The sequence below is a fragment of the Streptomyces sp. NPDC002209 genome (genome assembly GCF_042890265.1).
Lineage (GTDB): Bacteria > Actinomycetota > Actinomycetes > Streptomycetales > Streptomycetaceae > Streptomyces.
The window spans coordinates 119,167-143,591 of sequence record NZ_JBIARX010000009.1; the positions used below are offsets into that span (position 1 = coordinate 119,167).

26 protein-coding genes and 1 pseudogene are annotated in these 24,425 nt (G+C 70.3%); 12 read left to right on the forward strand and 15 right to left on the reverse strand.

Features of this window, described 5'->3' with window-relative positions; translation table 11 throughout:
- The first annotated feature begins 14 nt into the window (after positions 1–14).
- The 3 genes and pseudogenes from ACFYXK_RS19555 to ACFYXK_RS19565 all read left to right on the forward strand — a co-directional run bounded on the left by ACFYXK_RS19555 (position 15) and on the right by ACFYXK_RS19565 (position 1,952).
- On the forward strand, positions 15–1,025 hold the full coding sequence (locus tag ACFYXK_RS19555) for a TauD/TfdA family dioxygenase (RefSeq protein WP_389412237.1): 1,011 nt from the start codon (positions 15–17) through the stop codon (positions 1,023–1,025).
- Positions 1,026–1,151: 126 nt separating this feature from the next.
- Positions 1,152–1,316, forward strand: a pseudogene (locus ACFYXK_RS19560) (class I SAM-dependent methyltransferase); the annotation flags it as partial.
- A 369-nt stretch (positions 1,317–1,685) separates the two neighbouring features.
- Positions 1,686–1,952, forward strand: coding sequence for a protealysin inhibitor emfourin (locus ACFYXK_RS19565; RefSeq protein WP_389412238.1), 267 nt, complete (start codon positions 1,686–1,688; stop codon positions 1,950–1,952).
- A 130-nt stretch (positions 1,953–2,082) separates the two neighbouring features.
- Here ACFYXK_RS19565 and ACFYXK_RS19570 read toward each other — a convergent pair whose 3' ends face one another.
- The 5 genes from ACFYXK_RS19570 to ACFYXK_RS19590 form a co-directional block, all read right to left on the reverse strand.
- Positions 2,083–2,460 carry an amphi-Trp domain-containing protein gene (locus ACFYXK_RS19570; protein ID WP_389412239.1) on the reverse strand — a complete coding sequence of 126 codons (378 nt, stop codon included), beginning with the start codon at positions 2,458–2,460 and terminating at the stop codon, positions 2,083–2,085.
- Between the two features lie 126 nt (positions 2,461–2,586).
- A complete protein-coding gene (locus tag ACFYXK_RS19575; RefSeq protein WP_389412240.1) occupies positions 2,587–3,447 on the reverse strand; it encodes an MBL fold metallo-hydrolase in 861 nt (286 codons plus the stop codon).
- A 104-nt stretch (positions 3,448–3,551) separates the two neighbouring features.
- Positions 3,552–3,992, reverse strand: a complete 441-nt coding sequence (locus ACFYXK_RS19580; protein ID WP_389412241.1) for a VOC family protein — start codon at positions 3,990–3,992, stop codon at positions 3,552–3,554.
- Positions 3,993–4,408: 416 nt separating this feature from the next.
- Positions 4,409–4,921 carry a hypothetical protein gene (locus ACFYXK_RS19585; RefSeq protein ID WP_389412426.1) on the reverse strand — a complete coding sequence of 171 codons (513 nt, stop codon included), beginning with the start codon at positions 4,919–4,921 and terminating at the stop codon, positions 4,409–4,411.
- A gap of 213 nt (positions 4,922–5,134) precedes the next feature.
- Complete coding sequence (locus ACFYXK_RS19590; RefSeq protein ID WP_389412242.1) at positions 5,135–5,680, reverse strand: EF-hand domain-containing protein; 546 nt, start codon at positions 5,678–5,680, stop codon at positions 5,135–5,137.
- 277 nt (positions 5,681–5,957) lie between these two features.
- On the opposite strand from ACFYXK_RS19590, the gene ACFYXK_RS19595 reads away from it, so the two are divergent.
- Positions 5,958–7,154, forward strand: coding sequence for a cytochrome P450 (locus ACFYXK_RS19595; RefSeq protein ID WP_389412243.1), 1,197 nt, complete (start codon positions 5,958–5,960; stop codon positions 7,152–7,154).
- A 420-nt stretch (positions 7,155–7,574) separates the two neighbouring features.
- Here the strand turns inward: ACFYXK_RS19595 and ACFYXK_RS19600 are convergent, their stop codons facing one another.
- A complete protein-coding gene (locus tag ACFYXK_RS19600; RefSeq protein WP_389412244.1) occupies positions 7,575–8,834 on the reverse strand; it encodes a cation:proton antiporter in 1,260 nt (419 codons plus the stop codon).
- A 371-nt stretch (positions 8,835–9,205) separates the two neighbouring features.
- On the opposite strand from ACFYXK_RS19600, the gene ACFYXK_RS19605 reads away from it, so the two are divergent.
- Entirely contained in the window at positions 9,206–10,825 is a 1,620-nt protein-coding gene (locus tag ACFYXK_RS19605; RefSeq protein ID WP_389412245.1) for a sulfatase-like hydrolase/transferase, read from the forward strand.
- A 180-nt stretch (positions 10,826–11,005) separates the two neighbouring features.
- On the opposite strand, the gene ACFYXK_RS19610 is transcribed toward ACFYXK_RS19605, so the two are convergent.
- Positions 11,006–11,371, reverse strand: a complete 366-nt coding sequence (locus ACFYXK_RS19610; RefSeq protein ID WP_389412246.1) for a MerR family transcriptional regulator — start codon at positions 11,369–11,371, stop codon at positions 11,006–11,008.
- A 94-nt stretch (positions 11,372–11,465) separates the two neighbouring features.
- On the opposite strand from ACFYXK_RS19610, the gene ACFYXK_RS19615 reads away from it, so the two are divergent.
- Positions 11,466–12,329 carry an enoyl-CoA hydratase/isomerase family protein gene (locus ACFYXK_RS19615; protein WP_389412427.1) on the forward strand — a complete coding sequence of 288 codons (864 nt, stop codon included), beginning with the start codon at positions 11,466–11,468 and terminating at the stop codon, positions 12,327–12,329.
- Positions 12,330–12,368: 39 nt separating this feature from the next.
- Here ACFYXK_RS19615 and ACFYXK_RS19620 read toward each other — a convergent pair whose 3' ends face one another.
- Complete coding sequence (locus ACFYXK_RS19620) at positions 12,369–13,334, reverse strand: SDR family NAD(P)-dependent oxidoreductase (RefSeq protein ID WP_389412247.1); 966 nt, start codon at positions 13,332–13,334, stop codon at positions 12,369–12,371.
- A gap of 329 nt (positions 13,335–13,663) precedes the next feature.
- Between ACFYXK_RS19620 and ACFYXK_RS19625 the strand changes: the two genes are divergently transcribed.
- The 3 genes from ACFYXK_RS19625 to ACFYXK_RS19635 all read left to right on the forward strand — a co-directional run bounded on the left by ACFYXK_RS19625 (position 13,664) and on the right by ACFYXK_RS19635 (position 16,221).
- On the forward strand, positions 13,664–14,368 hold the full coding sequence (locus ACFYXK_RS19625) for a hypothetical protein (protein WP_389412248.1): 705 nt from the start codon (positions 13,664–13,666) through the stop codon (positions 14,366–14,368).
- Positions 14,369–14,625: 257 nt separating this feature from the next.
- Entirely contained in the window at positions 14,626–15,522 is an 897-nt protein-coding gene (locus tag ACFYXK_RS19630; protein ID WP_389412428.1) for an SDR family NAD(P)-dependent oxidoreductase, read from the forward strand.
- A gap of 63 nt (positions 15,523–15,585) precedes the next feature.
- Positions 15,586–16,221 carry a TetR/AcrR family transcriptional regulator gene (locus ACFYXK_RS19635; protein WP_389412249.1) on the forward strand — a complete coding sequence of 212 codons (636 nt, stop codon included), beginning with the start codon at positions 15,586–15,588 and terminating at the stop codon, positions 16,219–16,221.
- An 86-nt stretch (positions 16,222–16,307) separates the two neighbouring features.
- Here the strand turns inward: ACFYXK_RS19635 and ACFYXK_RS19640 are convergent, their stop codons facing one another.
- Complete coding sequence (locus ACFYXK_RS19640; protein ID WP_389412250.1) at positions 16,308–16,523, reverse strand: three-helix bundle dimerization domain-containing protein; 216 nt, start codon at positions 16,521–16,523, stop codon at positions 16,308–16,310.
- A 262-nt stretch (positions 16,524–16,785) separates the two neighbouring features.
- Here ACFYXK_RS19640 and ACFYXK_RS19645 point away from each other — a divergent pair, with 262 nt between their 5' ends.
- A complete protein-coding gene (locus ACFYXK_RS19645; RefSeq protein WP_389412251.1) occupies positions 16,786–16,992 on the forward strand; it encodes a YozE family protein in 207 nt (68 codons plus the stop codon).
- A gap of 27 nt (positions 16,993–17,019) precedes the next feature.
- Here ACFYXK_RS19645 and ACFYXK_RS19650 read toward each other — a convergent pair whose 3' ends face one another.
- Positions 17,020–17,400 (reverse strand): winged helix-turn-helix transcriptional regulator, encoded by a 381-nt coding sequence (locus ACFYXK_RS19650; RefSeq protein WP_383518794.1) that lies wholly within the window; start codon positions 17,398–17,400, stop codon positions 17,020–17,022.
- A gap of 143 nt (positions 17,401–17,543) precedes the next feature.
- Between ACFYXK_RS19650 and ACFYXK_RS19655 the strand changes: the two genes are divergently transcribed.
- Positions 17,544–17,951 carry a RidA family protein gene (locus ACFYXK_RS19655; protein ID WP_389412252.1) on the forward strand — a complete coding sequence of 136 codons (408 nt, stop codon included), beginning with the start codon at positions 17,544–17,546 and terminating at the stop codon, positions 17,949–17,951.
- 81 nt (positions 17,952–18,032) lie between these two features.
- Here the strand turns inward: ACFYXK_RS19655 and ACFYXK_RS19660 are convergent, their stop codons facing one another.
- The 4 genes from ACFYXK_RS19660 to ACFYXK_RS19675 form a co-directional block, all read right to left on the reverse strand.
- The gene (locus ACFYXK_RS19660; RefSeq protein ID WP_389412253.1) at positions 18,033–18,878 is read right to left on the reverse strand and encodes an alpha/beta fold hydrolase; all 846 of its coding nucleotides are present in this window, start codon (positions 18,876–18,878) and stop codon (positions 18,033–18,035) included.
- Positions 18,879–19,006: 128 nt separating this feature from the next.
- Entirely contained in the window at positions 19,007–19,705 is a 699-nt protein-coding gene (locus ACFYXK_RS19665; RefSeq protein WP_389412254.1) for an alpha/beta fold hydrolase, read from the reverse strand.
- Between the two features lie 138 nt (positions 19,706–19,843).
- Entirely contained in the window at positions 19,844–22,111 is a 2,268-nt protein-coding gene (locus ACFYXK_RS19670) for a helix-turn-helix domain-containing protein (RefSeq protein WP_389412255.1), read from the reverse strand.
- Between the two features lie 4 nt (positions 22,112–22,115).
- Positions 22,116–23,192 (reverse strand): FAD-dependent monooxygenase, encoded by a 1,077-nt coding sequence (locus ACFYXK_RS19675; RefSeq protein ID WP_389412256.1) that lies wholly within the window; start codon positions 23,190–23,192, stop codon positions 22,116–22,118.
- A 213-nt stretch (positions 23,193–23,405) separates the two neighbouring features.
- Here ACFYXK_RS19675 and ACFYXK_RS19680 point away from each other — a divergent pair, with 213 nt between their 5' ends.
- Entirely contained in the window at positions 23,406–23,600 is a 195-nt protein-coding gene (locus tag ACFYXK_RS19680) for a hypothetical protein (RefSeq protein WP_389412257.1), read from the forward strand.
- A gap of 78 nt (positions 23,601–23,678) precedes the next feature.
- On the opposite strand, the gene ACFYXK_RS19685 is transcribed toward ACFYXK_RS19680, so the two are convergent.
- On the reverse strand, positions 23,679–24,398 hold the full coding sequence (locus ACFYXK_RS19685; RefSeq protein ID WP_389412258.1) for an alpha/beta hydrolase: 720 nt from the start codon (positions 24,396–24,398) through the stop codon (positions 23,679–23,681).
- Between the last annotated feature and the right edge of the window lie 27 nt (positions 24,399–24,425).

A 24,425-nucleotide genomic window follows, 5' to 3' on the forward strand; every position in this document is an offset into this window, starting at 1 on the left:
GGCAGGAGACCCTGATGCCCGAGACGACGCCCGGCACCACCCGAAGCTCTGCCGTCCCCGCCGACTGGGCACTTGACCCGGCCGATGCCGGCGCGTGCGAGCAACTGGCCCGCTCCCTGTGCACCGGCGACCACGAGCAGGTCGACAACCCCGGGTGGGTGGCCCGGGCCCGGGACGCCTGGGAGGACCTTCCGTACCCGCTGCGCCGTGGGATGCGCCGATTTCGGAGGCACTCCGGCTCACAAGGCACCTTGGTGATCGGCGGCCTGCCCGTCGATCAGGCCGCCCTGCCCGCGACACCGTCCGTGCCCGGCTCGGTCCAGCGCCGGGCCACCGTCTCGGCCGCGGTGCTCACCATGGTGGCCTGCGGGCTCGGCGAGCCTCTCGCCTACCGGGCTGAGAAATCCGGCGCCCTCGTGCAGGACGTCGTGCCCGTGCCCGGGCAGGAGAGCTTCCACGGCAACGCCGGATCGGTGCCGCTGTCCTTCCACACCGAGAACGGCTTCCACCCCCACCCACCCGACTATGTGATCTTCCTGTGCCTGCGCGCCGACCACGACCGGATCGCCGGCATGCGCGTCGCCGGCATCCGCCAAGCGCTGCCGCTCCTCACCCCGGCCAGTCGACAGGCCCTGTTCGCACCGGAGTTCATCACCACACCACCACCTTCCTTCGGCCCCGACGCTGCCGCGAGTGAACCCGATGTCGAGCCCCGACCGGTGCTGTCGGGAGCGGTCGAGGATCCCGACATACGGATGGCCCAACTCGTCACCACCCCACTCACCCCTCGAGCCGCCGCGGCGCTCACCGAATTCGGCCGCGCCTGCGAGGCGACCGCCCGCACCCTGCGCCTGAATCCGGGTGACCTGGTCATCATCGACAACCGCGTCACCGTCCATGGCCGCACCGGCTTCCGCCCCCGCTACGACGGAGCAGACCGCTGGCTGCAACGCACCTACGTCACCACCGACCTGCGCCGCTCCCGCGACCACCGCCCCCAAGACGGCCACATACTCGCCCGCTGACCGGCGTCCCGTCCCACAGGTAGGTGTTCACGGCCTCATCCGACGGTGCCCGCGCCCGACCGTTGTCAGACGCAGCCGCCTACCGTCGAGCGGGCGAGCCCGGGAAGGAACGTGCGGCCCGATAGGGAGGATGCGGCCGGCGTTTTCGCGGAGGCGGAAGTCGGCGACCGGCTGGCAGCGGTACGGGCGGAGGCGCACGCCCTGCCGTTCGATGCGGAGAGCTTCGACGCGATCGTGAGCATCGACGCGTTCGAGTACTTCGGCACAGCCGACGGCTACCTGCCCTATCTGCCGCTCGCCGCCTTCGCCCTCACCGCGCCTCGGCACGTAGACGCCCTGGGCCGGCGGCACCCCCGCCGGCCCACAGGCATGACCTTCGCGTCGGGGGAAACGTGAACCTGATGAGCCGCTCGCAGGTCACCAAGCAACGGCTTGACACGGCGGCATGCCAGTACCCCGGGAAGCGAAGCCACCCCTGACGGTGTACGTCGCGGCTGTGTGGCAGGGCCACTTTCGGACATCTCGCGGCCGGTGTCACCCGGAGCGGCACGTGTGCGGCTTTCGCGGGCAGGCGAAGGCTGTCCACAGCCATTCGCCACCTCCCGGCCCAGCCCGGCTGAACGGCCGACCAGGTGGCGTGCTGTTCAAGGAGGTCTCACCATGTTGATCACCGTCACACGCACCGGCGGGTTCGCGGGCGGGGAGCGGACTGCTTCCCTCGAAACGGAGTGCCGCGCCGACGGCGCAGAGCTGGAACGGCTGGCCGAGCGCGTGCTCAGCGGCGAGGGCCCCGCAGGGCGGGAACCCGTGCCGGACGGCTTCAGCTACGCCATCCACGTCGATGGCAAGCTGGTGGAGTTACAGGATCCGTACCTCACCGAGGACCAGCGGCAGCTGATCGACGCTGTGCTCGCCGAAGCCGCCTGAGCGCCCCGGCCGCTCGAGGGCCGGTTGGCGGTGCCGTACCGGTCCGACCGGGACCGGTACGGCACCGGCGGGCCGGCCCGCCGTACCGCTCAGGATCCGGCCGTCCCGGGTCCGCCTCCCGCCCTGACGCTCAGGGCGTTTTCGTGCTGGATCGCTTGGAGCTTCTGGTCCTGCTGGTGCCGGTGCCGTTCCGGTCGCGCTGGGCGGCGGCATCGGTCTTCTGCCTCGGGGCCTTCTCTGTGCCTGCGGCCGTGTGCGGTGGAGCTGCCTGGCTCGGTGTGATCGGCCACTTGAACTCGATCTCGAGCTCGATCTGCCCGTTGCCGACCTCGACCTCGATCTCGCTGCGAAGGTCGTCGGGAATCCTCAGGCTCAGTGACCCGGGGCCGAGTTCCATTTCGGCATCACCGCCCTCCCTCAGCATGGCTGCGAGTGCCGTGAGCTGGTCAGCCGCCTCAAAACGCGACAGCGAGCGCTTCTGTTCAAATTTGAGGTCCGTCATGCTCATTTCCCATCCGGAATAATTAGTGCATAACGTCCATTCTGAGGCCATGCGCGGGATCGGACATCCTCGTGCCGCTGCGGCGCGGTGGTTCCTTCCTCGTCGCGGTGGCACTCGTGGCCGACCCGCAGGTCAGTCCCGGTATACGACGATGAACGCGCCGCGGGGATGGGAGCCCGGCTGTCCCGCCGTCTCCGCGAGGGCGCGGCTCAAGGCGTGCAGGTGGGCGGTGGTGAGCTGGAGCGGAGGCTCGTCCGGCTGGTGGGTGGTACCCCGCGGGTAGTCGGTGTCCGGTTCCGTGGTCATCTCGATGTGGCAGCCGAGGACGTGGGTGATCGGCCGGGTCGAGCAGAAGTCCACGAGCCGGTCCACCGTCTCGGCGTAGGCTGCCCGGTCCTCCACGTAGAGCCGCCCGGGGTAGAGCGAGTCGCCGGTCAGCAGCAGACCCGTGTGCCGGTCGTGGAAGACCAGAGCGGCGGCCTGGTGGCCGGGCCCGGGGATGAGGTCGAGGACTCGCCCGCCCAGGTCGAGTTCGGCGGTGCGGTGCGGCCAGTCGTCGAGGCCGAAGTGGGCCGTGACCTCGTCCAGTCCCGGGCCGACGATCGTGGTCTCCGGTCTGTCGGCGAACTGTGCGTCGCCCGCGATGTGGTCGCCGTGCCCGTGGGTGTGAGCGACCGTCAGCCCGTACCGTGCGCGGGGATTGCGCATCAGCCAGTCCTCGATCAGGGCGTCGACGGTCGCGCGCAGGGGGAAGTAGCCGGGGTCGGCGGTGGCGCCGGTGTCGATCAGGAGCGCCCGCTCGTTCCCGAAGAGGAGGAAGAGGAACGGCGCCTCGTAGTGCACCGACTTGTTCTGGCGCAGGATCACCGTGTTCTCGGTGTACGCGTGGACCTGGATCTCGGGGGCGGGATCGTGCTTGGGGGATGGCCAGCCCGCGTGCCACACGGCGTCCAAGCTGCCGGGGACCGGGGCGTCGACGAGGAAATCGATCACGACCCCAACCTATCGCCCCCATGGCCGCCGCCCCCGAATGGATACGTCACACCTTTCGGGGTCTGCGCGGGGCTTGTTCGGCTGCATGGTGCGGTTCCTCCTTCTCAGCGCAGCTGCTCGGCCAGTCCGACGATGATGCCCTCCGGGCCGCGGAGGTAGCAGAGCAGGTAGCTGTCCTCGAACCGGGCGATCTCGCCGACGAGTTCGGCGCCGTGAGGGCGCAGGCGGGCAACGGTGTCCATGATGTCGTCGACGGCGAACATGACGCGGTGCGTGCCCAGAATGTTGTGCGGCCGGTTGCGCGGCCCGGCGCTGATCACCGCGGGGCTGCGGTACTTCGACAGCTCGATCCGGCTGTTACCGTCCGGGGTCCGGAGCATCGCGATGTCACAGCGGACGCCGACGAGTCCGGTGCACTGGTCGGCGACGAGGCCCTCGACCTCCGCCCTGCCCTCGAGCTCCATACCGAGTTCCACGAAGAACGCGATGGCCGCGTCCATGTCCTCGACGACGATGCCGACGTTGTCCATCCGCTGAATCGCCATGCCGGTTTCTCCTTCTTCTCGAGTGCGGCCGGTGGTGGCCGCTGATGTTCCTGGGACGGAGCCGTTGGCACGTTCTCGACATCCGCAGTCCCGTCGAACTCCGAAAGATCTGGATCGCACCTCAGCACCGCTACGGCAGACCGGCAAGCAGGCGCCACCACCGAGGGTGAGTGCGGCGCACTTGGCCGCTCCCATGAACACGATCAGCCGCAGCGCGCGTCCCCGCTTTCCATGCTTCCTCGACGATGAAGTGGCGCTGCCAGCACCCCGGCTTACCCGCCCCGGCCGGCGGCGCGGACCTGTGTCCGGAGTACGACCGGCCCGCGGTCGCGGCTCGGCTCCTGGCCAACGACAGGGTCGAAGGTCCCACGGGAGTGCCGGCAGCCTCGCTTCTGGTGGCCAACACGCGGTGAGGGCTATGCCTGTCCCCGTGTCCGGTGCCGTTTTGCATACGACCAGGTCACTGCGGTCATCAGGGCAGGGATGGCGAACAGCGGGGCGAAGGCGAGCCACCAGACGGTCAGTGCCGTATCGCTCGCCATGTACGTGTGGCTTTCGACGGTGAAGGCGACCACGAGTTGCCACAGCGCCACCAGGACCAGGACGCCCGATGCAGTCCAGGCCAGCGCGGCGAGGGCCCGGGGGCGCAGCGGCCGCCACCGGTCGTTCACGAGCAGCAGCGGAAACAGAGCGGCGAGCTCGGCGAGGACGGAGAGGCCGACGACGTACGCAATGCCCCATCCCGGGATGTCGAAGACCTCGCGCAGCACTTGGTCGCTGTACCCCACATAAATACCGGCGGCCATGGCGATACGCCACAGACCGGACGGGACTGCGCAGAGGGCTATGGCGTGGGCGGCTCGGCGAGCCCAGACAGGCGCGGGTGCGAAGGCGGGGAGGGGAGCGTTGGCTGTCGTCATGACGTACATGCTGGCTTCGGACACGGCAGGCGCACATCGTCCGCTACGGCGGGCTGCCTCCCCCCTGCGGGGGGACGGTGCGCCCCCTGAAGGAGGACCTGAAGAAGCTCCATTCGTCCGCCAGGCTGAGGTGCCCGGGCGTCCGGCGAACGCGTATCGCGACCAACCCGGTCGCGCCACCCGACCGTACGCAGCGGCGGCCAGGCCTCAGATGTGGCGGGGTCAATGGGGGAAGGGTCCGTAGAGCCAGTTGCCCGGCAGGTCGGGGTCGGTGCCGGTGAAGTACTCGTGGAATGCTTCGGCGAGTTCGTCGCGGCTGATGCGTCCGTCCTGGTCGCGGTCGAGGCGGTTGAAGGCGCTGACGGCAGCCTCGCCGGGAACGCCGTACGCGGCGAGCCAGCGGGTGAACTCGGCCGGCTGCAGGTGCCCGTCGCCGTCGGTGTCCATCGCGGTGATGACCTCGTCGACGATCGGCAGGATCGCTGTGTCGAATCCTGTCTCGCGGGAGACGGCGTACCAGGCCTCGACGAATTCCTCTTCGTCGAGCTCCGCGTCCTGTCCGCGCCCGAGGTGGCCGGACATTCGGGCCCAGCCCGCCTCGTACTCGGCTGCAAGTTTCCGTGCCGCCGGGGTGTCGTTGCCGTGGCCGGCGGCCTGGGCCAGTCGCTGGGCGAGCTGGTCGTAGTCGGCCTTGGTGACCCTGCCGTCGCCGTCACCGTCGAACAAGGTGAACCGGTTGCGCAGCTTGGCCGCGACGAGAGCATCCATGCCGTCCCGCCCCTTTTCCCTCGAGGATCGTGCCCTGACGTTGAAGGGAACGAGCCGTATGCCGGTCCGGTCACCACTCGCGCGGCGCGCCTCGCCCATGTGGCGGTGCCCCTGTGCCCCGGCCGGTGGCGGCAAGCGCAGGTGGCGGCCGTGCCGCGGTGCGCCGGGGATGCGACCGTTCCGCGGGGGCCGGGGCGGGTGCTGCTCTTACATGCGAGGGGGATGTCCGTCCGTACCCGCCGCGTGCCGACAGCCCGAGCGCTGCAGGAGGCCGTAGATGACCGTGATGCCTTCCACAGAAACCGGCCGCCACCGGCCCGCCGACACGGCCGGTGTCTGCCCCTACGCCGCGAATTCAGGACCGCAGGGCGGCGCCGAGCCTGTCTTCGCGATCGCCGGGAACGGCGTCGGCACGTGGCGGCTCACCCGCCCGGCCGACGTGCGGGCCGTCCTTGCCGACACCGCCTCCTTCACCTCCCGCCGGGGTCCGGGCAATCCGCCGCCCGGCCCGGCCGGACGGGAGGTCCTGCCCACCATCGACGGCATGTTCGTCCAGGACGACGGCCCGGACCATCTCGGCTACCGGCGCCTGCTCGCACGCGAGTTCTCCGCCTTCCGCGCCGGCACGGACACATCCCGCGTCACGGCCACCGCCGACTCCCTGTTGGACAGCATGCTCCGTACGGGAGCACCGGCGGACCTCGTCGGCCAGTACGCGCTGCCGCTGGCCTCGCAGGCCCTCTGCACGGTCCTCGGCCTGCCCTGGGACGTCCACGGCCCGCTCATGCTGGAACTGTTCGCCGGGCAGGACCTCGCCAACGCCGATCTCAACTCCACCACCACCCCGGTCGACCACTACGTGAGCGGCCTGGCCCGGCACGTCCTGGCCGAGCCCGCCGGTCACCCCGGCCTGCTGGGCCGCATCGCCGTCCAGGGCCTGCCGCACCGGCCGCTCGCCGTATCCGAACTCGCCGGGATCGCCAAGCTGCTGCTGATGGCCGGGCATGTGAGCCCCACCCACATGCTGGCCCTGTCCACCCTCACGCTCCTCCAAGACCGGCCCGCCTGGTACGCGAAACTCGCGACCGAACCAGCCTGCGCCCCTGACGTCGTGGAGGAACTCTTGCACCACATCACCATCAAGCAGTACGGCCTCACACGCCGCGCCGTCCGCGACGTCGAGATCGGCGGCGTCCTCATCCGCGCCGGCCAGTGGGTCACCTGCCCACTCGACACCCCGACCGCAGAACTCACCGCCTTCACCCCGGGTCGCCGGCCCGTCACGTACCTGGCGTTCGGGGAGGGCCCCCACCAGTGCCTGGGCCAGCACCTCAGCAGGACCGTCCTCAGCTGCGGCCTGACCACCCTTGCCCAGCGCCTGCCCGCCCTCCGCCTGGCCGTCCCGCCCGACGATCTCCCTCGGCGCAGCACCCACACGGTGGCCGGGGTGGCCTGCCTTCCCGTCACCTGGTGACACCGGCCCGCCACCAAGAGGGGCCATGAGGAGAGGCGAGAGGCGACGCCGGCTCCTTCGCCTTCGCCGGTTGTCGGTTCGGCCATAGGCGGTCGGGTCCAGCAGCGACGTAGTGGAGGCGGTCTGGGCCCGCCGCAGCTGCTGGATGATCGGTCAGCTGCCCGCTCCGCGCCGGCCGTCGGCCATCGCTCCTGCTGGTTGGTGCGCAGTGGCGTTCCGGCGGTGGACGTGCGCGCCCGAGGCAGCTGAACGCGCAGGCGGGGCACTGTTGCTGACGTCGTGGGCGCGGCTACAAGGACGGGTCGGGCCGGGATCAGAGGGGCGGTGCGTTCCTACAGGCCATCAGGCCGCAAGATCATCTAGCGTGAGTGGAATTCTGCCGTCGAACAACGCAACTGGCAGGAACCCGAGTTGAAATGATCAGGCCGAGCCGAGTCTGCGGCGTCGTGGTGTGACGGGTGTGGTGGTGCTCTCACGGAGGTGTGTCATGGTGGCTGCCCGTTCGTACCAGTGTCCGTAGCGAGCGGCGAGGACTGCCGCTGATGTCCCGTGGAGCAGCACGCTGAGTCCGACGGTGATGGCGACCACCCGGCTGATCAGGTCCACGCTGTGGATGTGCTCCTCGGCGACCAGGAGTCCGAACACCACCGAGGCGAGGCCCCGGGGGCCGAACCAGCCGACGTAGGCCACGGTTGGCGTTTTCATCCCGCTTCCGGCCAGGGCGAGTGCAACCGGGACCATCCGGATCACGGTCAGGCTCAGCACGGAGTACCCGACGATCCGCCAGCTGAGATGCTGCAGCGCGGGTCCGAGCAGCACGGCACCGAAGAGCAGCAGGCTCAGCATGGCCAGCAGACCGCCCAGGTCTTCGGCCAGCTCGGTGGTGCGGGACACCTCGCCCGTCGGACGTTCGGCCTGGCGCAGTGCGTAAGCGAAGGCGAACCCGGCCACCCACGCGCCGATGAAGCCGCTCCCGTGGGTGGCCGTTGCCACGGCGTAGGCGCCGGCGGCCGTGGCGAGTGCATGGATGGGCCGCCACTCGGGGGCGATCCAGCGGCGGTCGAGTGACATGGTCAGGAGCCGACCGCCCAGGCCACCGACGGCCAGGCCGAGTGCGGGGCTGAGCAGCAGTGCGCGCCAGAACGTCCCGCCGATGCCCTCATGCGCGTAGGAGGTGCCGGGGATGGCTGCGAGGAAGACCACGAAGAAGGGCAGTACCAGGCCGTCGTTCAGTCCGCTCTCGACATTGAGGGTCTGCCGTACCAGGCCGGGCACACGGGTGTCGGAGATGGCGCTCTTGCCCAGAGCCGCGTCGGTCGGGGCGAGGACCGCTGCCACCAGGGCCGCCTCCCAGAGGGACAGGTCCGGGAGGAGCGGCCAGGCCAGCAGCCATCCGATGCCGATGGTGAGGACGAGCCCGATCGACAGGAGCCGTCCCGGCAGCGCGCCGCCGCTGCGCAGGTCCGCTGGGCGTACGGTGGCCGCGTCGGTGAACAGCACCAGGGTCAGCGCGGCTTCGGCAAGGGTGCGCAGGAGCTCGGCGTCGTGCCGCAGGCCCACCAGGTCCAGGCCTACGGGACCGATCGCGATGCCGAAACCGACGAAGACCATGGCCGCGGACACCGGTGAGGTGGTCAGTCGGCGCGAGACGAGCGCGTAGGCTGCGGTGACCCCTGACACCGCAGCGACGGTCCAGGCGCCGTTACTCACGGCCGCCGGCCTCGCGGTGGCCGGGTGTGGCCGGCGCTCCCGGTCGGGGCCGCCTGCTCCCGTTGGTCACGGTCATCGATTCCCAGGTCTCCGTAGCCGGGCTCTCGTCCGTCAACTGTCCCGCGCCCCGCAGGCCATCGGTGTCAGCGACACGGCAACCGTCGAGGTGACCACTTCACGTTTCGGCAAGCCTTCTCACCCGTCCGGTCGCCTTCGGCCGCGTCCTGAGCGGCCCCGGCCGACCGCCGACCCTAGGCTCGAAGGCATACGTACCGAACCGCGCGAAGCAGTCTCCCACCGCCCGATCCCCCCATCGGCGTGTGGCGAGCGAAGGGCAGGGCATGGTCGATCGCCCCAACATCCTGTTGATCGTCACCGACGAGGAACGCTTCTCCCTTCCGCGGCCGCCCGGGTTCTCCCTGCCCGCGCGGGAGCGGATCGCGGCACGGGGGACCACCTTCGAGCGCTACTACACCGCCTCCGCACAGTGCAGCTCCGCGCGCTCCGTCATCTACACGGGGCAGCACCTTCCCATCACCGAGATCTACGACAACGACAACATGCCGTACATCCGCCCGCTCGACCCCGAGCTGGGCACACTCGGCACGATGCTGCGCTCGGCCGGCTACTACACGACCTACCAGGGCAAGTGGCACCTGTCGAACTGCTACGTCACCGCGGAGAACCCCGGGCCCACCACTGACGCTTTGGAGCCCTACGGGTTCAGCGAGTTCAACGACTGGGGCGACATCGACGGCGGCGCGTGGGCAGGCCTGAAACTCGACCCCGTGATCGCCGGCCAGGCCGTGCGCTGGCTGCGCAACCGGGCGCCGGTCGTCTCGCAGGACCAGCCGTGGTTCATGGCCGTCAACTTCGTGAACCCGCACGACATCATGAGCTTCGACTACGGCGGCCGTTCCCCGGTCCAGCTCCCGCCGGGCCTCGCCCATGCCGTCGTCACCCGTGCGGCGGCGCACATCCCCGTGTACCAGCGGCGCTGGGACTTCGAACTGCCCGTCAGCCTTCACGACGCCCTGAGGGGCGCGGCTCCGGCCGTGGAGGAGTACGCCAGGATGCTCGACACGGTCTTCGGGCCGGTCGCCGACGACCAGCACTGGTACGACGGTCTGAACTTCTACCTCAACGCCATCCGCGACGTGGACCGCAGCGTCGAGTTCGTCCTCGACGCCCTGGAGGCGTCCGGCCAAGCGGACCGCACCGTCGTGCTCTTCACCTCCGACCACGGCGAGATGGCGGGTTCCCACGGCCTTCGGCAGAAGGGCAACCTCATCTACGACGAGAACTTCCACGTCCCCTTCATCCTCGCCCACCCCGACGTGGCCGGCGGAGCCCGCACCGAGGCGCTCGCCTCCTCCGTCGACATCGCACCCACCCTGCTCGAAATCGCCGGGCTGGACGCGGCCGAGGCGGTGACGCGTCACCCGGCACTGAAGGGTCACTCGCTGATGCCGGTGCTGCACAAACTCCCGGTGCGCAAGGGGATCCTCAACGCGGTGGAGTCGATCACCACGCTGGACGCCTCCTTCTGGTTCGAGTTCGCCGACCCCGAAGCGCCCAAGCGCGTCGCTGCCGGCGACCTGCGCCCCGACTGGAACAAGCGCGGCTTCCTGCGGGCGTACTCCGACGAGCGCTACACCTTCGGCCGCTACTTCTCCCCGCTGAACCCCAACCGCCCCGCCAACACCGAAGCCCTGCTGGCGGAGAACGACGTCGTGCTCTACGACCGCCGGCAGGACCCCGCCGAGATGCACAATCTCGCCGCAGACCCCGCCCACCGCAGCCTGGTCGAGCGCTACCGGGCACTGCTGGAGGGCCTCATCGACACCGAGATCGGCGCCGACACCCGTGCCTGGGTCACCGAACGGCCCCGACTGCTCGGCTGGCCCGTCTGGCACGGCGACGACGCGCGCCCCGAAACCCTGGAACGGCAAGGACGCTGACGCCTTACGGATTCAAGGCGGTTGTGTCCGGGTGCAGTGATGGGCGAGGGAATCCGGGCCGCCGCGCCGCGGCGCCGACAGATCCGTGCCCCCCGGAACACGCGCGAGGAGACGGCGGAGCTGGCGGCCACGGTGGACGATGCATTGTGCCCGATCGAGACCCCGCTACCCGCGCAGTCGTCAGCGGCAGGGGGTGCCCGTCCTGAAAGTGGCGGTGGCCTCGGCGATGACGGTGTCCAGTCTGTCCCGGGTGTTCACCAGGCTGCCGATCTGAGTGCTGATGCGGTCCCGCTCAGCCGACAGTCGTTCCAGCAGTTCGGGCGTCACCTCGCCGGTCACCACGCAGGGCAGCAGTTCCACGATCGACCTGCTCGGCAGTCCCGCCGCGTACAACTGCTGGATCAGCAGAACACGGTCGACCGCGTCGTCGGGATAGTGCCGCTGGCCGCTGGTACTGCGTTCGGAGGCGAGCAGGTGCTGCTCCTCGTAGTAGCGCAGCGCCCGCACGCTCACACCCGTCCTCGTGGCGAGTTCACCGATGCGCATCACATTCCCCTTGCCTCTGACGTCGACGTCAGGTTTTAGCGTGACCGGTGCACGGGCCGAAGGCCAGCGATTCCACCGGGAGAAGGACAAGATGATGACGTACGACCGTTACACGGGACTGCGGGTGGCGATCGACGCGGGCGTTGCCCACGTCACGCTCGACAACCCGCCGGTCAACATGCTCGACGCGACGCTCATCAACGAACTGCACGACTTCGTCGGAGCCGTCCGCGAGGACGAGCGGGTGCGCGTGATGGTGCTGCAGAGCGCCGACCCGGACTTCTTCGTCGCCCACGTCGACCTGGGCTTCATGCTCAATCCGCAGACCTTCGGGGAACTGGCCAACCCGGGCGCGGGGACCGGCGCCGACGAGTCTTTGGTCAACCCCGTGCAGAAGCTGATGCTGCGCCTGCGCGCGCTGCCGCAGGTGACGATCGCCAAGCTCGCCGGGCGCCTTCGGGGCGGCGGCAACGAGCTGGCCATGGCCCTCGACATGCGTTTCGCCGCCCGGGGGCGGACCTGGCTCGCCCAGCCGGAGACCCGGATGGGCATCATCCCCGGAGGCGGAGGCACCCAACTGCTGCCCCCGCTGGTGGGCCGCGCCAGGGCCCTGGAAGTGATCCTCGGCGCAAGCCTCTTCGACGCCGAGACGGCCGAGCGCTACGGCTGGATCAACCGCGCCCTCCCCGCCGGGGAACTCGACGACTTCGTCGACACGCTGGCCCACCGCATCGCGGCGCTGCGCCCGGAGCAGATCGCCGCGGCGAAGGCGGCGGTCGGGGCCGCAGCCACGAGCGAGAGCCTGCTCGAGGGTCTCGGCGAGGAGAGCAAGGCCCTGGGAGGGGTCTACCCGGCACCGGTTGCCGTGGTCGAGCGCATGCGGGCCGCCGTGGCGGCCGGCGCCCAGACGCGCGAAGGCGAACTCGACCTGGAGGCGTCACTGGACCGCGTTGGCTGAGCCGTACGCGGCCACCGGAGCCGTTCCCCACCACCCCGTTCAGAGGGTCGCCGCGAACGCGTTGACACCTGTGAGCTCAGCCGAGAGTTTCCACAGCCGCGCCGCCTGCCCGGGGTCCGTCGCGTAGGCGCGTACACCGCCGGTGAGGTCGCCCTCGCCTGCGGGCTCGGCGATGTCGCAGTCCTCGCAGTAGACGCCGCCCATGCCGACCAGCTGCGGGGAGGTCGCTGCCCACACCTGGGTTGCCGCGCCCTGGCTCGGGGTCTTGAACCCGGCGTTCGTCGGGTTGCCGTCCTCGTCGATCCAGCCGGCTGCGAGCATTTCCTCCCTGGGCACGTGGCGCCCCAGGTTGGTGGCAATGGCGCCGGGGTGCACTGCGAACGCCCGTACGCCGGAGTCACGGCCGAGCGCATCGAGCTGTACGGCGAACAATGCGTTGGCGGTCTTCGCCTGCCCGTATGCCTGCCACTTGTCGTAGCCGTGCTCGAAGTGCACGTCGTCCCAGTGGATGTCCGAGAACTGGTGGCCGTTGGAGGACACCGTGACGACTCGCGCTCCGCGGCCTGCGATCGCCGGCCAGAGCCGGTTCACGAGCGCGTAGTGGCCGAGGTGGTTGGTCGCGAACTGCGCCTCCCACCCCGGTCCGACGCGCGTCTCCGGGCAGGCCATGATCCCGGCGTTGTTGATCAGCAGGTCGATACCGCGGCCGGAGGCGATGAAGCGCTCGGCGAAGCCGCGGACACTGCCGAGGTCGGAGAGGTCCAGTTCGTCGACCTCCACGCGGTCGATGCCGGCGAGCGCCTCCTGGGCGGCCGCACGGCGCCGGGCGGGCACCACGACGTGGGCGCCGGCACCGGCGAGCGCCCGCGTCGTCTCCAGCCCGATGCCCGAGTAGCCGCCGGTGACCAGCGCGAGCTGTCCGGTCAGGTCGATCCCGTGCAGGACCTCCTCCGTGGTGCTCCGGGCTCCGAAGCCTGACCCGATCCTGTGCTGAGGAGTTGCCATCGTTCCAAGCTAGGCGTGGGAACCCGCCCGCAGTGAAAGACCCGGCCGAGCCCTTGCCCGGTTCACTCCAGCGAGGAGGGTCTCCGTTCGCTGAACAGTGCAGACGGCTACCAGCGTGTCGGCAGCGGGCCCCATTTGCCCTCGTCTACGGTGGGTCCGAGGTCCAGCGCCGCGCCATCGGGGCAGCCGCCCCGTACGCCTTCAGCTGCGAGGAGCGGCACATGAACCCGACAACGAGGGAGACTGGCACCATTCGCAACGCCCGACGCCGTATGACCCCGACGGCACATGCGATCTGAGCTGCCACCGGGCCCGGGAGGCAGTCGGTCGTGAGCGGAGAGAACCCGTCCGACACGGACCGGAAGAGCTCGCGGGGGCCGGGGGCGAGATCTGCCGTCCACACCGAGAGCCGCTGGCCGATGGCGGCAGCGGTCATCGCTTCCGCGGTGCTCACCCTGCTTCTGCCCGATGACCTGCGTCTTGGACCCCGATGGGCGCTTCCCGTCGCCGAGGGCCTGCTGCTGGTGGTGCTGATCGCGGGAGACCCCGGTCGGATCAGCCGCCGCTCCACCGTCCTGCGCTCAGTGGCGATCGTCATGGTCGTCGTGCTCGTGGGCAGTTCCATCTGGTCGACCGTCCAGCTGATCGACGATCTCATCCACGGCGGGCATGAGACCAGCTCCGCCAATGCCCTTCTGCTGGCCGGCGGCAGCGTTTGGGCCTCCACCGTTCTCGCCTTCTCCCTCCTGTACTTCGAACTCGACAGCGGCGGGCCGGCCGCCCGGGCCCACCACATGCCCCCCACTCCGGCGCTCGCTTTTCCCCAACACCTCAGCCCCGAACTGAACGCCGCGCACTGGCGCCCGCACTACATCGACTACCTCTACCTCGGGTTCACCAATTCCACCGCGCTGAGCCCCACCGACGTCATGCCACTCGCCCCTTGGGCCAAGAGCGTCATGACCCTCCAGTCCATCCTGTCCCTCATGATCCTGGGACTCGTCGTCGCCAGGGCCGTCAACGTCCTGGCCTGAAATGGTCCGGCGGTGGGCGTCCGGCCACTGCCTGCCGGGTGATCCGAGGCTGCGGCCGCTGCTCGGGCTGGAGCCGGCGCTGCGGCTCGTCGCCGGTGCCGAGTGGTGCTGGGCGCCGGGAAGTCGGCGGTACTCGCGGCCGTGCCCCCAACATCAAACGGATAGGTCATCCGGATGTCTGTTACTGTCTTCATGAAACCGGATGACCCATCCGGATGAGGGCGTGGGGAGGTCTGGGTGTGAACAGCAGGAACGGAATGGCTGTGGTGACGGCCGGGACGGGCGGCATCGGCTTGGAGACGGCGCTGGGTCTGGCCGCCGCAGGCTTCTCCGTCACCGTGGTCGGTCGGAACGCCGACCGCGGCGCCTCAGCGGTCGGCCGGATCAACGCGATCGACCCCGAACGCCCCGCCCGGTTCCTCGCCGCCGACCTCTCCTCGCTCGACGAGGTGCGCGACCTCGCCGGCCTGATCGCCTCAAACCGAGCCGCATCCGGCGAACCGCCGGCCGTACTCGTCAACAACATCGGCGCGATGTTCCCGAAGCGGCATGACCTGGGCGGTGTCGAGGCATCCTTCGTCGTCAACCACCTCTCGCCGTACCTCCTGACCGAACTGCTGCTGCCCACGCTCACGGCGGGCGGGTCCGGCAGGATCGTGAACGTCACCTCGGGTGCGGTCGTGGCCGGGAAGCGCGTGTTCGAAGCGGTGGAGCCGCCCGGCGGCTACTACGGCTTCCACTGGTACGGCCGCGCAAAACTCGCCAACCTCGCCTACACCCTCGACCTGGCCGCACGGCTGGACGGTACGGGCGTATCGGTCTTCGCCGCCGACCCCGGAGGCGCGGCGACCGACATGACCGACGGCACCCTCTCCGACCCGAAGATAGTTTCGCCTGCCCTGCGGCTGCTGTGGCCGCTGGTGCGCCGCAGGTTCGAACGCTCCACTTCGGGTCCGGCGTCCGTGGCTGCCAGGCCGTCGATCGTCGCGGCCACGGACAAGGCCCTGGCGGGTCGCACGGGCGTGGTCATCGGATCGCGGGCGCGTCCGGTGGAGCCGTTCCGCGCGGCGACCGATCCCCGCCTGGCCGAGGCCGTGCGGCGGCTCAGCGAACGCCATGCGCCGCTCGCGGCCTCCGCCCCGGATCCGGGCTGACGTGCGCTTCGTCCGGGCGGGCGCGGATCGGACCGGATGGGCCATCCGATTAGCATGGGGTCCATGACGACGACACCACTGCGCAAGGACGCGGCCCGGAACTGGGACCGGATCGTGGCCGTCGCCCGCGATCTGGTCGACCAGGGCATTCCACTGCAGCTCAACGACGTCGCCCGCCGCGCCGGACTCGGTGTCGGCACCGTCTACCGCCACTTCGCGACGCCGGAGGCGCTCCTCGAGACCGTGGCCACCCCTTGCCTCGAGTCTCTGGCGGCCCAAGGCGAGGAGGCATTGGCCGACACCGATCCTTGGCGTGCGCTGGAAGGCTTCCTGTTCCGCACCGTGGAGGCTCAGATGACCGACGCCTCGCTGGCGCCGGTCACTGCGACGGCCACCGACAGCCTGCCGCGGACCGCAGAGCTCAAGGGGTCCGTGTGGTCGGCCGGCAAGACCCTCCTCGATCGGGCCCGTGAGGCCGGTGCGGTCCGGGCCGACCTCGGCCCGACCGACCTGGTACCGCTGATGTGCGGCATCGCGTACGCCGCGCAGGTCCACGGCGGAACCCCGACGGAGCGGACCGAGGCGGCGCGCCGATACCTCAGTGCGCTGCTCGAGGGATTGAAGACGGCCCCGCCGAACGACAGAGCCGCGGGCGCCACCGGACAGGCGAATCGGCAGGCCGACGCCCCACAGGGTTGATCGCCCGGTCGCAGGGGCCGGCGTGGTCGGCGCGCGATGCCCCGCCGACGCCAGCGCCGACGCGGCCGGCACTCGCTCACCGAACGTCAGGTCCGGCGATCCTTCTGCTCGTCGGAGAGCAGCAGGTCCTTGGCCCTGCGCTCCATCAGGACCGGCAGGTAAGTGCGCACACGCGCATACCTGAGTTCTTCGTACGCCGTCCGCACGGAGTCTTCCACCACGTCGGCGTCCAACTCGGGGTGCGCCTTCAACAGCCGTTCCGCGACATGGCGGATGGCGAGGGCATCCTCCGACTCCGCCATTACGCACCACAGCCTTCCTCCGGGGACAGCCGTCCTCAGTCTGCCGGAGCGGCAGTCACCCCGGAAGTCGACCTTCCGCCGCTCTGTCCGCCGTCGCCGGTACTCGCGGCTGGAACCTGCTGCGCCGTGGCGACGGACAGCGGGGGCCGATCGGCCGGCGTCGCCGGCGGCCGCCAGGAGCGCGGACCGCGTGACGTCCCGGCAGTTCTGGCGCCCGGTAGCGTAAGCCGCGGGAAGTGGCTTCCGAGACAGGGGCGGCTCGATGGAGGGCTTCACGGCGTGGCTGCTGCGGCACACGGGGGATGAGGGCGCAATCGGTGAACTCGCCAGGAGGGCCGCCGCCGACCCGAACTGGCCCGAAGGCCCGAACAGGCTGCAGACGTTCACCGATCACCTGGAGGGCGGCGGTGCCACCCGAACGAGGTTGCAGAACCTCACGGACGTTTGGATCCGGTACGCCTCCCGCTGAGGGGTCTTTGGCAGCGCTTCGTTTCCGTCAGGCGTCGAAGCGGCGGCGGGAGGCCTCGATGTGACCGAAGTACCGGTGGGTCCAGTCGCACAATCCGTCGATCGTCGCCCGCAGGGCCTGGCCCGGCTCGGTGAGGGTGTACTCGACCCGCGGCGGCACGGTGGGATGCACGGTCCGCTCGAGCAGCCCGTAGCGCTCCAGCATCCGCAGGTTCTGGGTCAGCATCTTGTGGCTGATGCCCTCGACCTCGTCGCGCAACGTGCTGAAGCGCAGGGTCTGCTCCCCTAGGGCTTCGATGATCAGGAGCGCCCACTTGTTGGCGACGTCCGAGAAGATCTCCCGCCCCAGAGAGTCGGCCCGCCTCAGGTCCGCATCGTCAGGCGAGCCCGTGAACTGCTTGGTCACCATCTGGTTCCCCAGTTACCGAAAAGTGCGTTCTTCCATGTCGGAAGCCACTCTCCTACGGTTCCTGAGTAACCACAAGAGAGCGCGAGCGTCGTGGCTCGATGGCATCGAGCACGAGGGCGCCCACGTAGACGGAGGCAGACAGCATGGCCATCACCCTGGTGAACCCCAAGGGACTGCCGGAGATCGACGCCTACCGGCAGGTGTCGATCGCGTCCGGGTCGAAGCTCGTCTTCATCGCCGGACAGGTCGCCTGGCACGCCGACGGCGTCACGGTAGGTGAAGGCGACCTCGCCGCTCAGGTCGAGCAGTGCTACCTCAACATCGGCACCGCCCTGACCGAGGTCGGTGCCTCCTTCGACGATGTGGCGAAGCTGACCCTGTACGTCGTGGACTGGACCCCCGACAAGATGCCCTTGCTGATGGAGGGGATCAAGCGGGCGGCCGCGAAACTGGGCGCCGCACCGGTCCCGCCGGCTTCGCTGCTGGGCGTCGCGGCACTGGACGTACCCGAGCATCTGGTCGAAATCGAAGCCACCGCCGTCATCGACTGAACACGGGCGCCGCGCCCCGGGTTCCTGGAGGGACTTCGCCCCGGCTCGTCGGGGTGCGAGCCGGGGCAGTGGGGGAGGGGTTCAGCCGGTGGCGCGGGCGGCCTGCTCGATGAGGCGGGCGGTGGCGCGCGGATGGCTGATCATGGCGACGTGGGACGCTCCCCGTGCCTCGACGATCTGGCGGGCACGAGCCCGGTTGTAGAAGAAGCGCTGGAGGTCGGGCGGAATGGCCTTGTCGGTGTCGGCGACCAGGCCCCAGGAGGGGATGGTGCGCCAGGCGGCGGCGGTCGTGGTGTCGGTGAAGCAGGTGGCGCTGAAGGGCCGTTGGGTGGCCTGCATGAGGCGGGTGGTGGCGCTCGGCAGGTCGGCGGCGAACGCCGCCCGGAACTTGTCCGGCTCCAGATACAGATCGGTCCCCGTGGTGCCGTCGGGACCGTCGTAGGCGACCGGCCGGGTCGCGGCCTCGATGATGCTGCCGGGGTACTTGTTGATCAGTACGCTGAGTTGCTCACCCTGATCGGGGACGAAAGCGGCGATGTAGACGAGCGCCTCGACGTTCGTGGCGCCGGCGGCGGCATTGGTGATGGTGGCGCCGCCGTAAGAGTGGCCGACCAGCACGATCGGGCCGCTGATCGAGCGCAGGACGCTGGCGATGTAGGCGGAGTCGGCAGGCAGGCTGCGCAGCGGGTTGGCGGGGGCGATGGTCGGGTAACCGGCCTGCTGGAGCTGCTCGATCACGGCGTTCCAGCACGAGGCGTCGGCGAATCCGCCGTGCACGAGGACGATGGTCGGCAGAGTCGGTCTGGTCCCGGCCGCGGAGGGGCCGGCGGCGGAGGCTGTGGAGGAGAGCGGTCCCAGCAGCGCTGCCGCGCTCGCTACGGCGGCGCCGCCGGCGAGCACACGGCGGCGGGTGAGCTCAGGGTCCATGGGAACTCCCAGGGTGGTCGCGGTGGGGTGTCTCGTCCGGTCAGACGGTCAGACGGTCAGACGGCCAGACGGCCAGACGTGCCGGGCGTGCCGGACCGGAGGTGCGGTGCGCAGGCGTCCGCGTGCCGTCAGGAGTGCGTGCCGAGGCCGTGCGCGGCCTGGGCGATGACGGCGGCCACGACGGCCGGCCGCGAGACGTAGACGGCGTGGCTGCCGGGGGTCTCGGTGACGGTCGCGCCGGCCCGCTCGGACATGGCGCGCTGAGCGGCCGGCGGGATCATGCGGTCGTCGGTGGCGACCAGGTACCACGACGGCTTGGCCCGCCAGGCCGGTTCGGTGACCGCCCCCTCGAGGGCGTCGATGCCCCAGGGGACCTGGGAGTCGGCCATGAACGCGGCCGTCGCCTCGGGGACGTCGGCGGCGAAGGAGGCTGCGAACCTGTCCCGGTCCAGGAACAGGTAGCCGTCCTGGGGCGGCAGGATCGGCGGGACCGGCGCACCGGGCGCCGGATCGGCGATCAGGGAACCGACCGACTCGCCCTTGTCGGGTGCGAACGCGGCGATGTAGGCGAGTGCGGCGACGTGCGGGTGGCTGCCGGCCTCGGTGATGACGACTCCGCCGTAGGAGTGGCCCACCAGCACGGCCGGGCCGTCGAGGCCGTCGAGGACCTGGCGGGTGGCGGCGACGTCGCCGGCCAGCGAGTGGGTCGGGTTCTGGACGACGGACACGCGGTAGCCGTCGGCGATCAGGTGGTCGTAGACCCCCTGCCAACCGGAGCCGTCCACGAAGCCGCCGTGCACGAGCACGATGTTCCTGATGATTGCCATGATCGTCTCCGCTGTGGAGGGACGGGCCCGATGCCCGTCCGGCGTCCTCCATCCAAGTCGGCCAAGGGGACGCAGAACATGCAGAGCAGCACGCAGAGTTGGCATCCGATGCCGTCCGGATTCCGTGCTCCGGACACGTCAGGCGGCGGCGGTCGCCAGGGCCTGGCAGCGGCTGCTCGCCGTGGTGTCACCGATGGATGCGAAGACCTGTGCCGCCCGCACGTAGGCATGGCGGCTCTCGTCGGTCCGGCCTTCGTCGGCCAGCAGGGAAGCCAGCGTTTCCAGGGCGTCCGCCTGACGGTAGTCGGACGCCCGGAGCCCGTCCACGAGGTCGATTCCCTCGCTGAGCGCGGTGATCGCCTCCGCACGACGTCCGAGGTGTCCGAGGCAGGAACCGATGCGCAGCAGCGCCAATGGCCGACTGTGCACGACGACGCTGGGCGTCATCCCCGACTCGGGGTCGTCCAGCACGGCGAGCAGTCCGAGGTAGCGCTCCAAAGCCTCGGCGTAGCGCCCCTCGTCAAAGAGACATTTGGTGATGGCGGCGTTGCTCTGGACGTAGGAGTCGATGTCGCCGATGGCCCGGAACATCTCCGCTGCCCGGGAGGACGACTCGATGGCCCCGTCGCGTCGGCCGAGCAGGAGGAGTGCCTCGGCGGAGTACTCGTGTGCCCAGGCGATCTGCGCGGTGGCATCGGCCCGGGTGGCCAGTTCCAGCGCCTCGGCCGCGTACCGCAGGACGGCCTCCGGGTCGCCGGGCGGCACCGAATGGACCCAGGCCAGATAGTTCAGCTGGGCCGCTTGCTGCGCCGGGTCGCCGAGGGCAGCGGCGGCCTCCGCCCCCAGCGTGAAGACCTCCTGCCAGTGCGGGCTGTGCGCCCACCGGTCGGAGAACCAGTGCATCGACTCCGCGCAGTCCAGGACGAGAGGGTGCCGGCCGGTGTCCGCCGCGGCCCGCATCGAACCCAGCCAGTTGTCCACGTTCAGCCGCAGCCACCCGTCTGCCTCCTCTGCCGAGGACAGGACGGCGAGATCGGGGTCGGGTCGGTCGGGACGGCCGTAACCGGGTTCGAACCAGCGCCCGGACGTCGTCGCCATCCGCAGCAGCCAGGAGGTCACCCGTTCCGTCAGGGCGCGTTGCCCGGCGGCCGTCTCCTCCTCCTGGAGCCGGTCGCGCGCGAACAGGCGGACCAGGTCATGGAACCGGTAGCGGCCCGCGGTGCCGTCCTGCAGCAGGCCCAGGTCGACGAGCTCGTCGAGGGCGTCCCATGCGTCCGTGACCGGCATCTCGCCGGCGACGGCCGTCAGAGCGACATCGAGATCCCGGCCGGGTGCCACGGCAAGGTTGCGGAACACCCGGCGCGTGGAGTCCGCGAGCTGCTCGTACGACATGCCGAAGGCGTTGGCGATCTTGAGGTCGCCGGCCTTGAACTGGTGGAGCCGCAGCTCTTCGTCGGCCAGCCGGGCGGCGAGCTCGGCGGCGTTCCAGTCGGGGCGGCTCAGCAGCCGGTTCCCGATGATGCGCAGCGCCAGGGGCAGCCCGCCGCACAACTCGGCGAGCCGGGCGAGCGTCGATTCCTCGTCCCGTGCGGCACGTTTGCCCAGGATCCCGGTCAGCAGTTCCGTGGACTCGGGCAACGGCAGGGGGCCCAGGGCGAGTCTGCGGACCCCCTCCAGACCTGCCAGCAAGCGCCGCGTGGTGATCAGCGCCCTGTTCGCGCCCCCTCCCGGCAGCAGCGGGCGCACCTGCTCCTCGGAGGCGGCGTTGTCGAGGACGACCAGGACGCGCTTGTCCCTCAGCAGCGACCGGTACAAGGAGGCGCGTTCGTGAGCGTCGCCGGGGAGCTGCTGGTCGGCCACACCGAGCGCGCGCAGCAACAGCCGTAACGCGTCGTCGGCGGTGAGGGGTTGCTGCGACATGCCGAACAAGTCGAGGAACAGCACCCCGTCGGGAAAGCTCGGGCGCACGCAATGGGCGGCGCGGACGGCGAACGTGGTCTTCCCCAGGCCGGCGGAGCCGGTGATGAGCCCCACCACGCCGACACCCGGCGAGCTCTCGGCGTACACCAGCTCGCTCAGCCAGATCAGTTCCTCGCCGCGGCCGGTGAAGTCCTCGACCGACCGGGGCAGTTCGCACGGGCTGCTGCGCCGGGTCCAGTGGTCCCGCAGCCGGCCGTCGCGCGCCAGCTCGATCAGCCCCTCGCGAGCGCCGTCGTCCAGCTTCAGCGCGTCGGTCAGGGCGGTCACGGTCCGCGCGTGAGGTCCCCTGCTCCGTCCGCGCTCCATGTCCGACAGGGTCCGGGCGCTGACGCCCGATACCTCGGCCAGCTGCTCCAACGTCAGCCGCGCCGCTCGGCGGTGGCCACGCAGCACCTCGCCGAAACCAGGTCGGTCCGTCTCGCTCATGGAGTCACTCCCGATCTGCTGCGATGGCACGGACCGTCCAGGACGTGTGGGTGTTGACCTGGGCCGTGGTGGCCCGGCCCAGCTCCTTGTAGCGGGTGGCGATCCTCTCGGCCTGTCCCTCGGACAGGGCCCCGCCGTTCATGCCCATGGGGAACATCGGGTGTGCGGCGTCGCCGAGCAGGGTGACCCGTCCGAAGCTCCAGCGGGGCAAGGGATCGCGGTCGAGCATCGGGTACTCGAAGATCGCCGAGGAGCGCTCGGCGATCGCCGTGAGGTCGATCCACGGCAGCTGCCAGGACGACAGCCTGGCGTGCACCTCCGCCGCAGTGACGCGACGACCGGGGCCGTCCGCAGGCGGGGCCGACCGCGGGTGCCGCACCTCCAGCACCCAGTTCACCAGCGCATCGCCGGCTCCGGTCGCCGGGTCCTCGATCGGGTAGGCGACGAACTTTGCACCGGGGGCGCCCCCGGCCACCACGATCGAACGGCCGTCGAGGACGGGTGGGTGGTGTGCGACCCCCCGCCACATGTGCACGCCGTTCCCCTTCGGGGGGCCCTCGTGCGGGAAGAGCTGGGCGCGGATCGCGGAGTCGATGCCGTCGGCGCCGACCAGTACGTCGGCGTCATCGACCACGGATAGAGCGCTCGACCGGTCCAGGAAATGGGCGCGGACGCCGCCCGAGGTCTCCTCGAACCTCTGGAAGAGCAGGCCGGTACGGACCGAGTCCGGCCCCAGCCGCTCCCGTACTGCCGCCAGCAGGAGCATCTGCAGTCGGCCGCGATGGACGGGGTACTGCGGCCAGTGGTATCCGGCCGCGCGGCCCAGCGGCTCGTCCCAGACCGTCCTGCCCGTGCGGTCGTGGTAGCTGAGCCGGAGCGGGGGCAGCGCGACGGAGGCCAGTTCGCCGTCCAGGCCGAGTTCGGAGAGTTCCCGGACGGCGTGCGGCAGCAAGTTGATGCCCACCCCGACCGCCTCGACCTGCCGCGTTGCTTCGTACACCCGTGGCTCGAGACCGGCGGCGTGCAGGCTCAGGGCACAGGTCAGCCCGGCGATGCCGCCGCCGACGACGGTCACGTTCATCGGTCTGTCCTCGCCCTTCGCCGGGGCCACGGGGATGGCCGACACTCTCGTAACACCCTCGGGACATGGGTCGCGCACGTCCAATACGCAGTGGTGATGGCAGCGGTCACGATCAATGATGGCACCGGGGCCCGTCGCGCAGGGCACGAACGGGCTCGGCCGGTGGTTGTCACAATTCCGGGGCCTGACGGTGCAGTTGACGGTTTCGCGGTCATGGAGCTCCGTACGCTTGAGTACTTCGTCGCAGTGGCGGAGGAGTTGGAGGAGGAGCTGGGCGAGCCCCTGTTCGAACGGCTGCCCAGGCAGGTGGTGCTCACCTCCCACGCGAGTCCGGTCCTCGCCGCCGACCCGCGGTTCGTTGTCGTGCCGCTGGAGCCCGCTATCCGACTGCGGAAGGTGTTCGTATGACGCGCGGGTACCCGGCCGAGTGAGCCCCTGCGGGCGTTCCTCGACCTGTGGACGGAGCTGTCCGAGTAGCGCGATCCGTCAGGATGTGTGCTGGTGCGGCATGCGGACCTGTTCGGCGATCCAGGATTCCGCGAATTCCGTCCAGGTGGCGGCATCGCCCGCGCCCTGGGCAAGACCGAGACTGTGCGGGCCGTGGGCGAAGACGTGCACGGTGTGCGGTACCTCGTGCGCGGCCAGTGCCGAGGCGAGCCGGTAGGTGTGCTCCGGCGGTACGTAGATGTCTTCGGCGGTGTGCCAGAGGAAGAAGGGCGGAGACGCGGTGGTCACCAGCGCGTCGAGGGATGTCTGGCGGCGCAGGTCCGGTGGAGCATCCTCGCCGAGCAGGATCAAGCGTGCGGGTCGATAGGTCTCGGTCTCCATTGATGTGATCGCGTAACCGAGGACGGCGAACTCGACGGACTCGCGTTGATCGTCGCCGGGTGCGAGTGCGGCCAGGCCCGCGAGATGCCCGCCGGCCGAGAAGCCGATCACCCCGATGCGGTCCGCCCCCTGCTGGCGCCTGCGGCGGATCTCGGCCCGCAGCGCCAGGAGGGGTTCGGGATGCCGCACGTGGAGCGGGTAGCGGAAGACGCTTGCCGACAGGCCCAGTGTGGAGAGCCACGCAACGACCGGCTCCGCCTCATGCGGGGCGTGCGAGGCGTAGCCTCCGCCCGGCAGGACGATCAGATGTGTCGTCGCGGGGTGCAGCCGCTCGGTACGTCCGCGAGATGCCGGTGCCGTCTCGAATGGATTGCTCATGCCCACCTCCGAGCCTGCTCATGGACG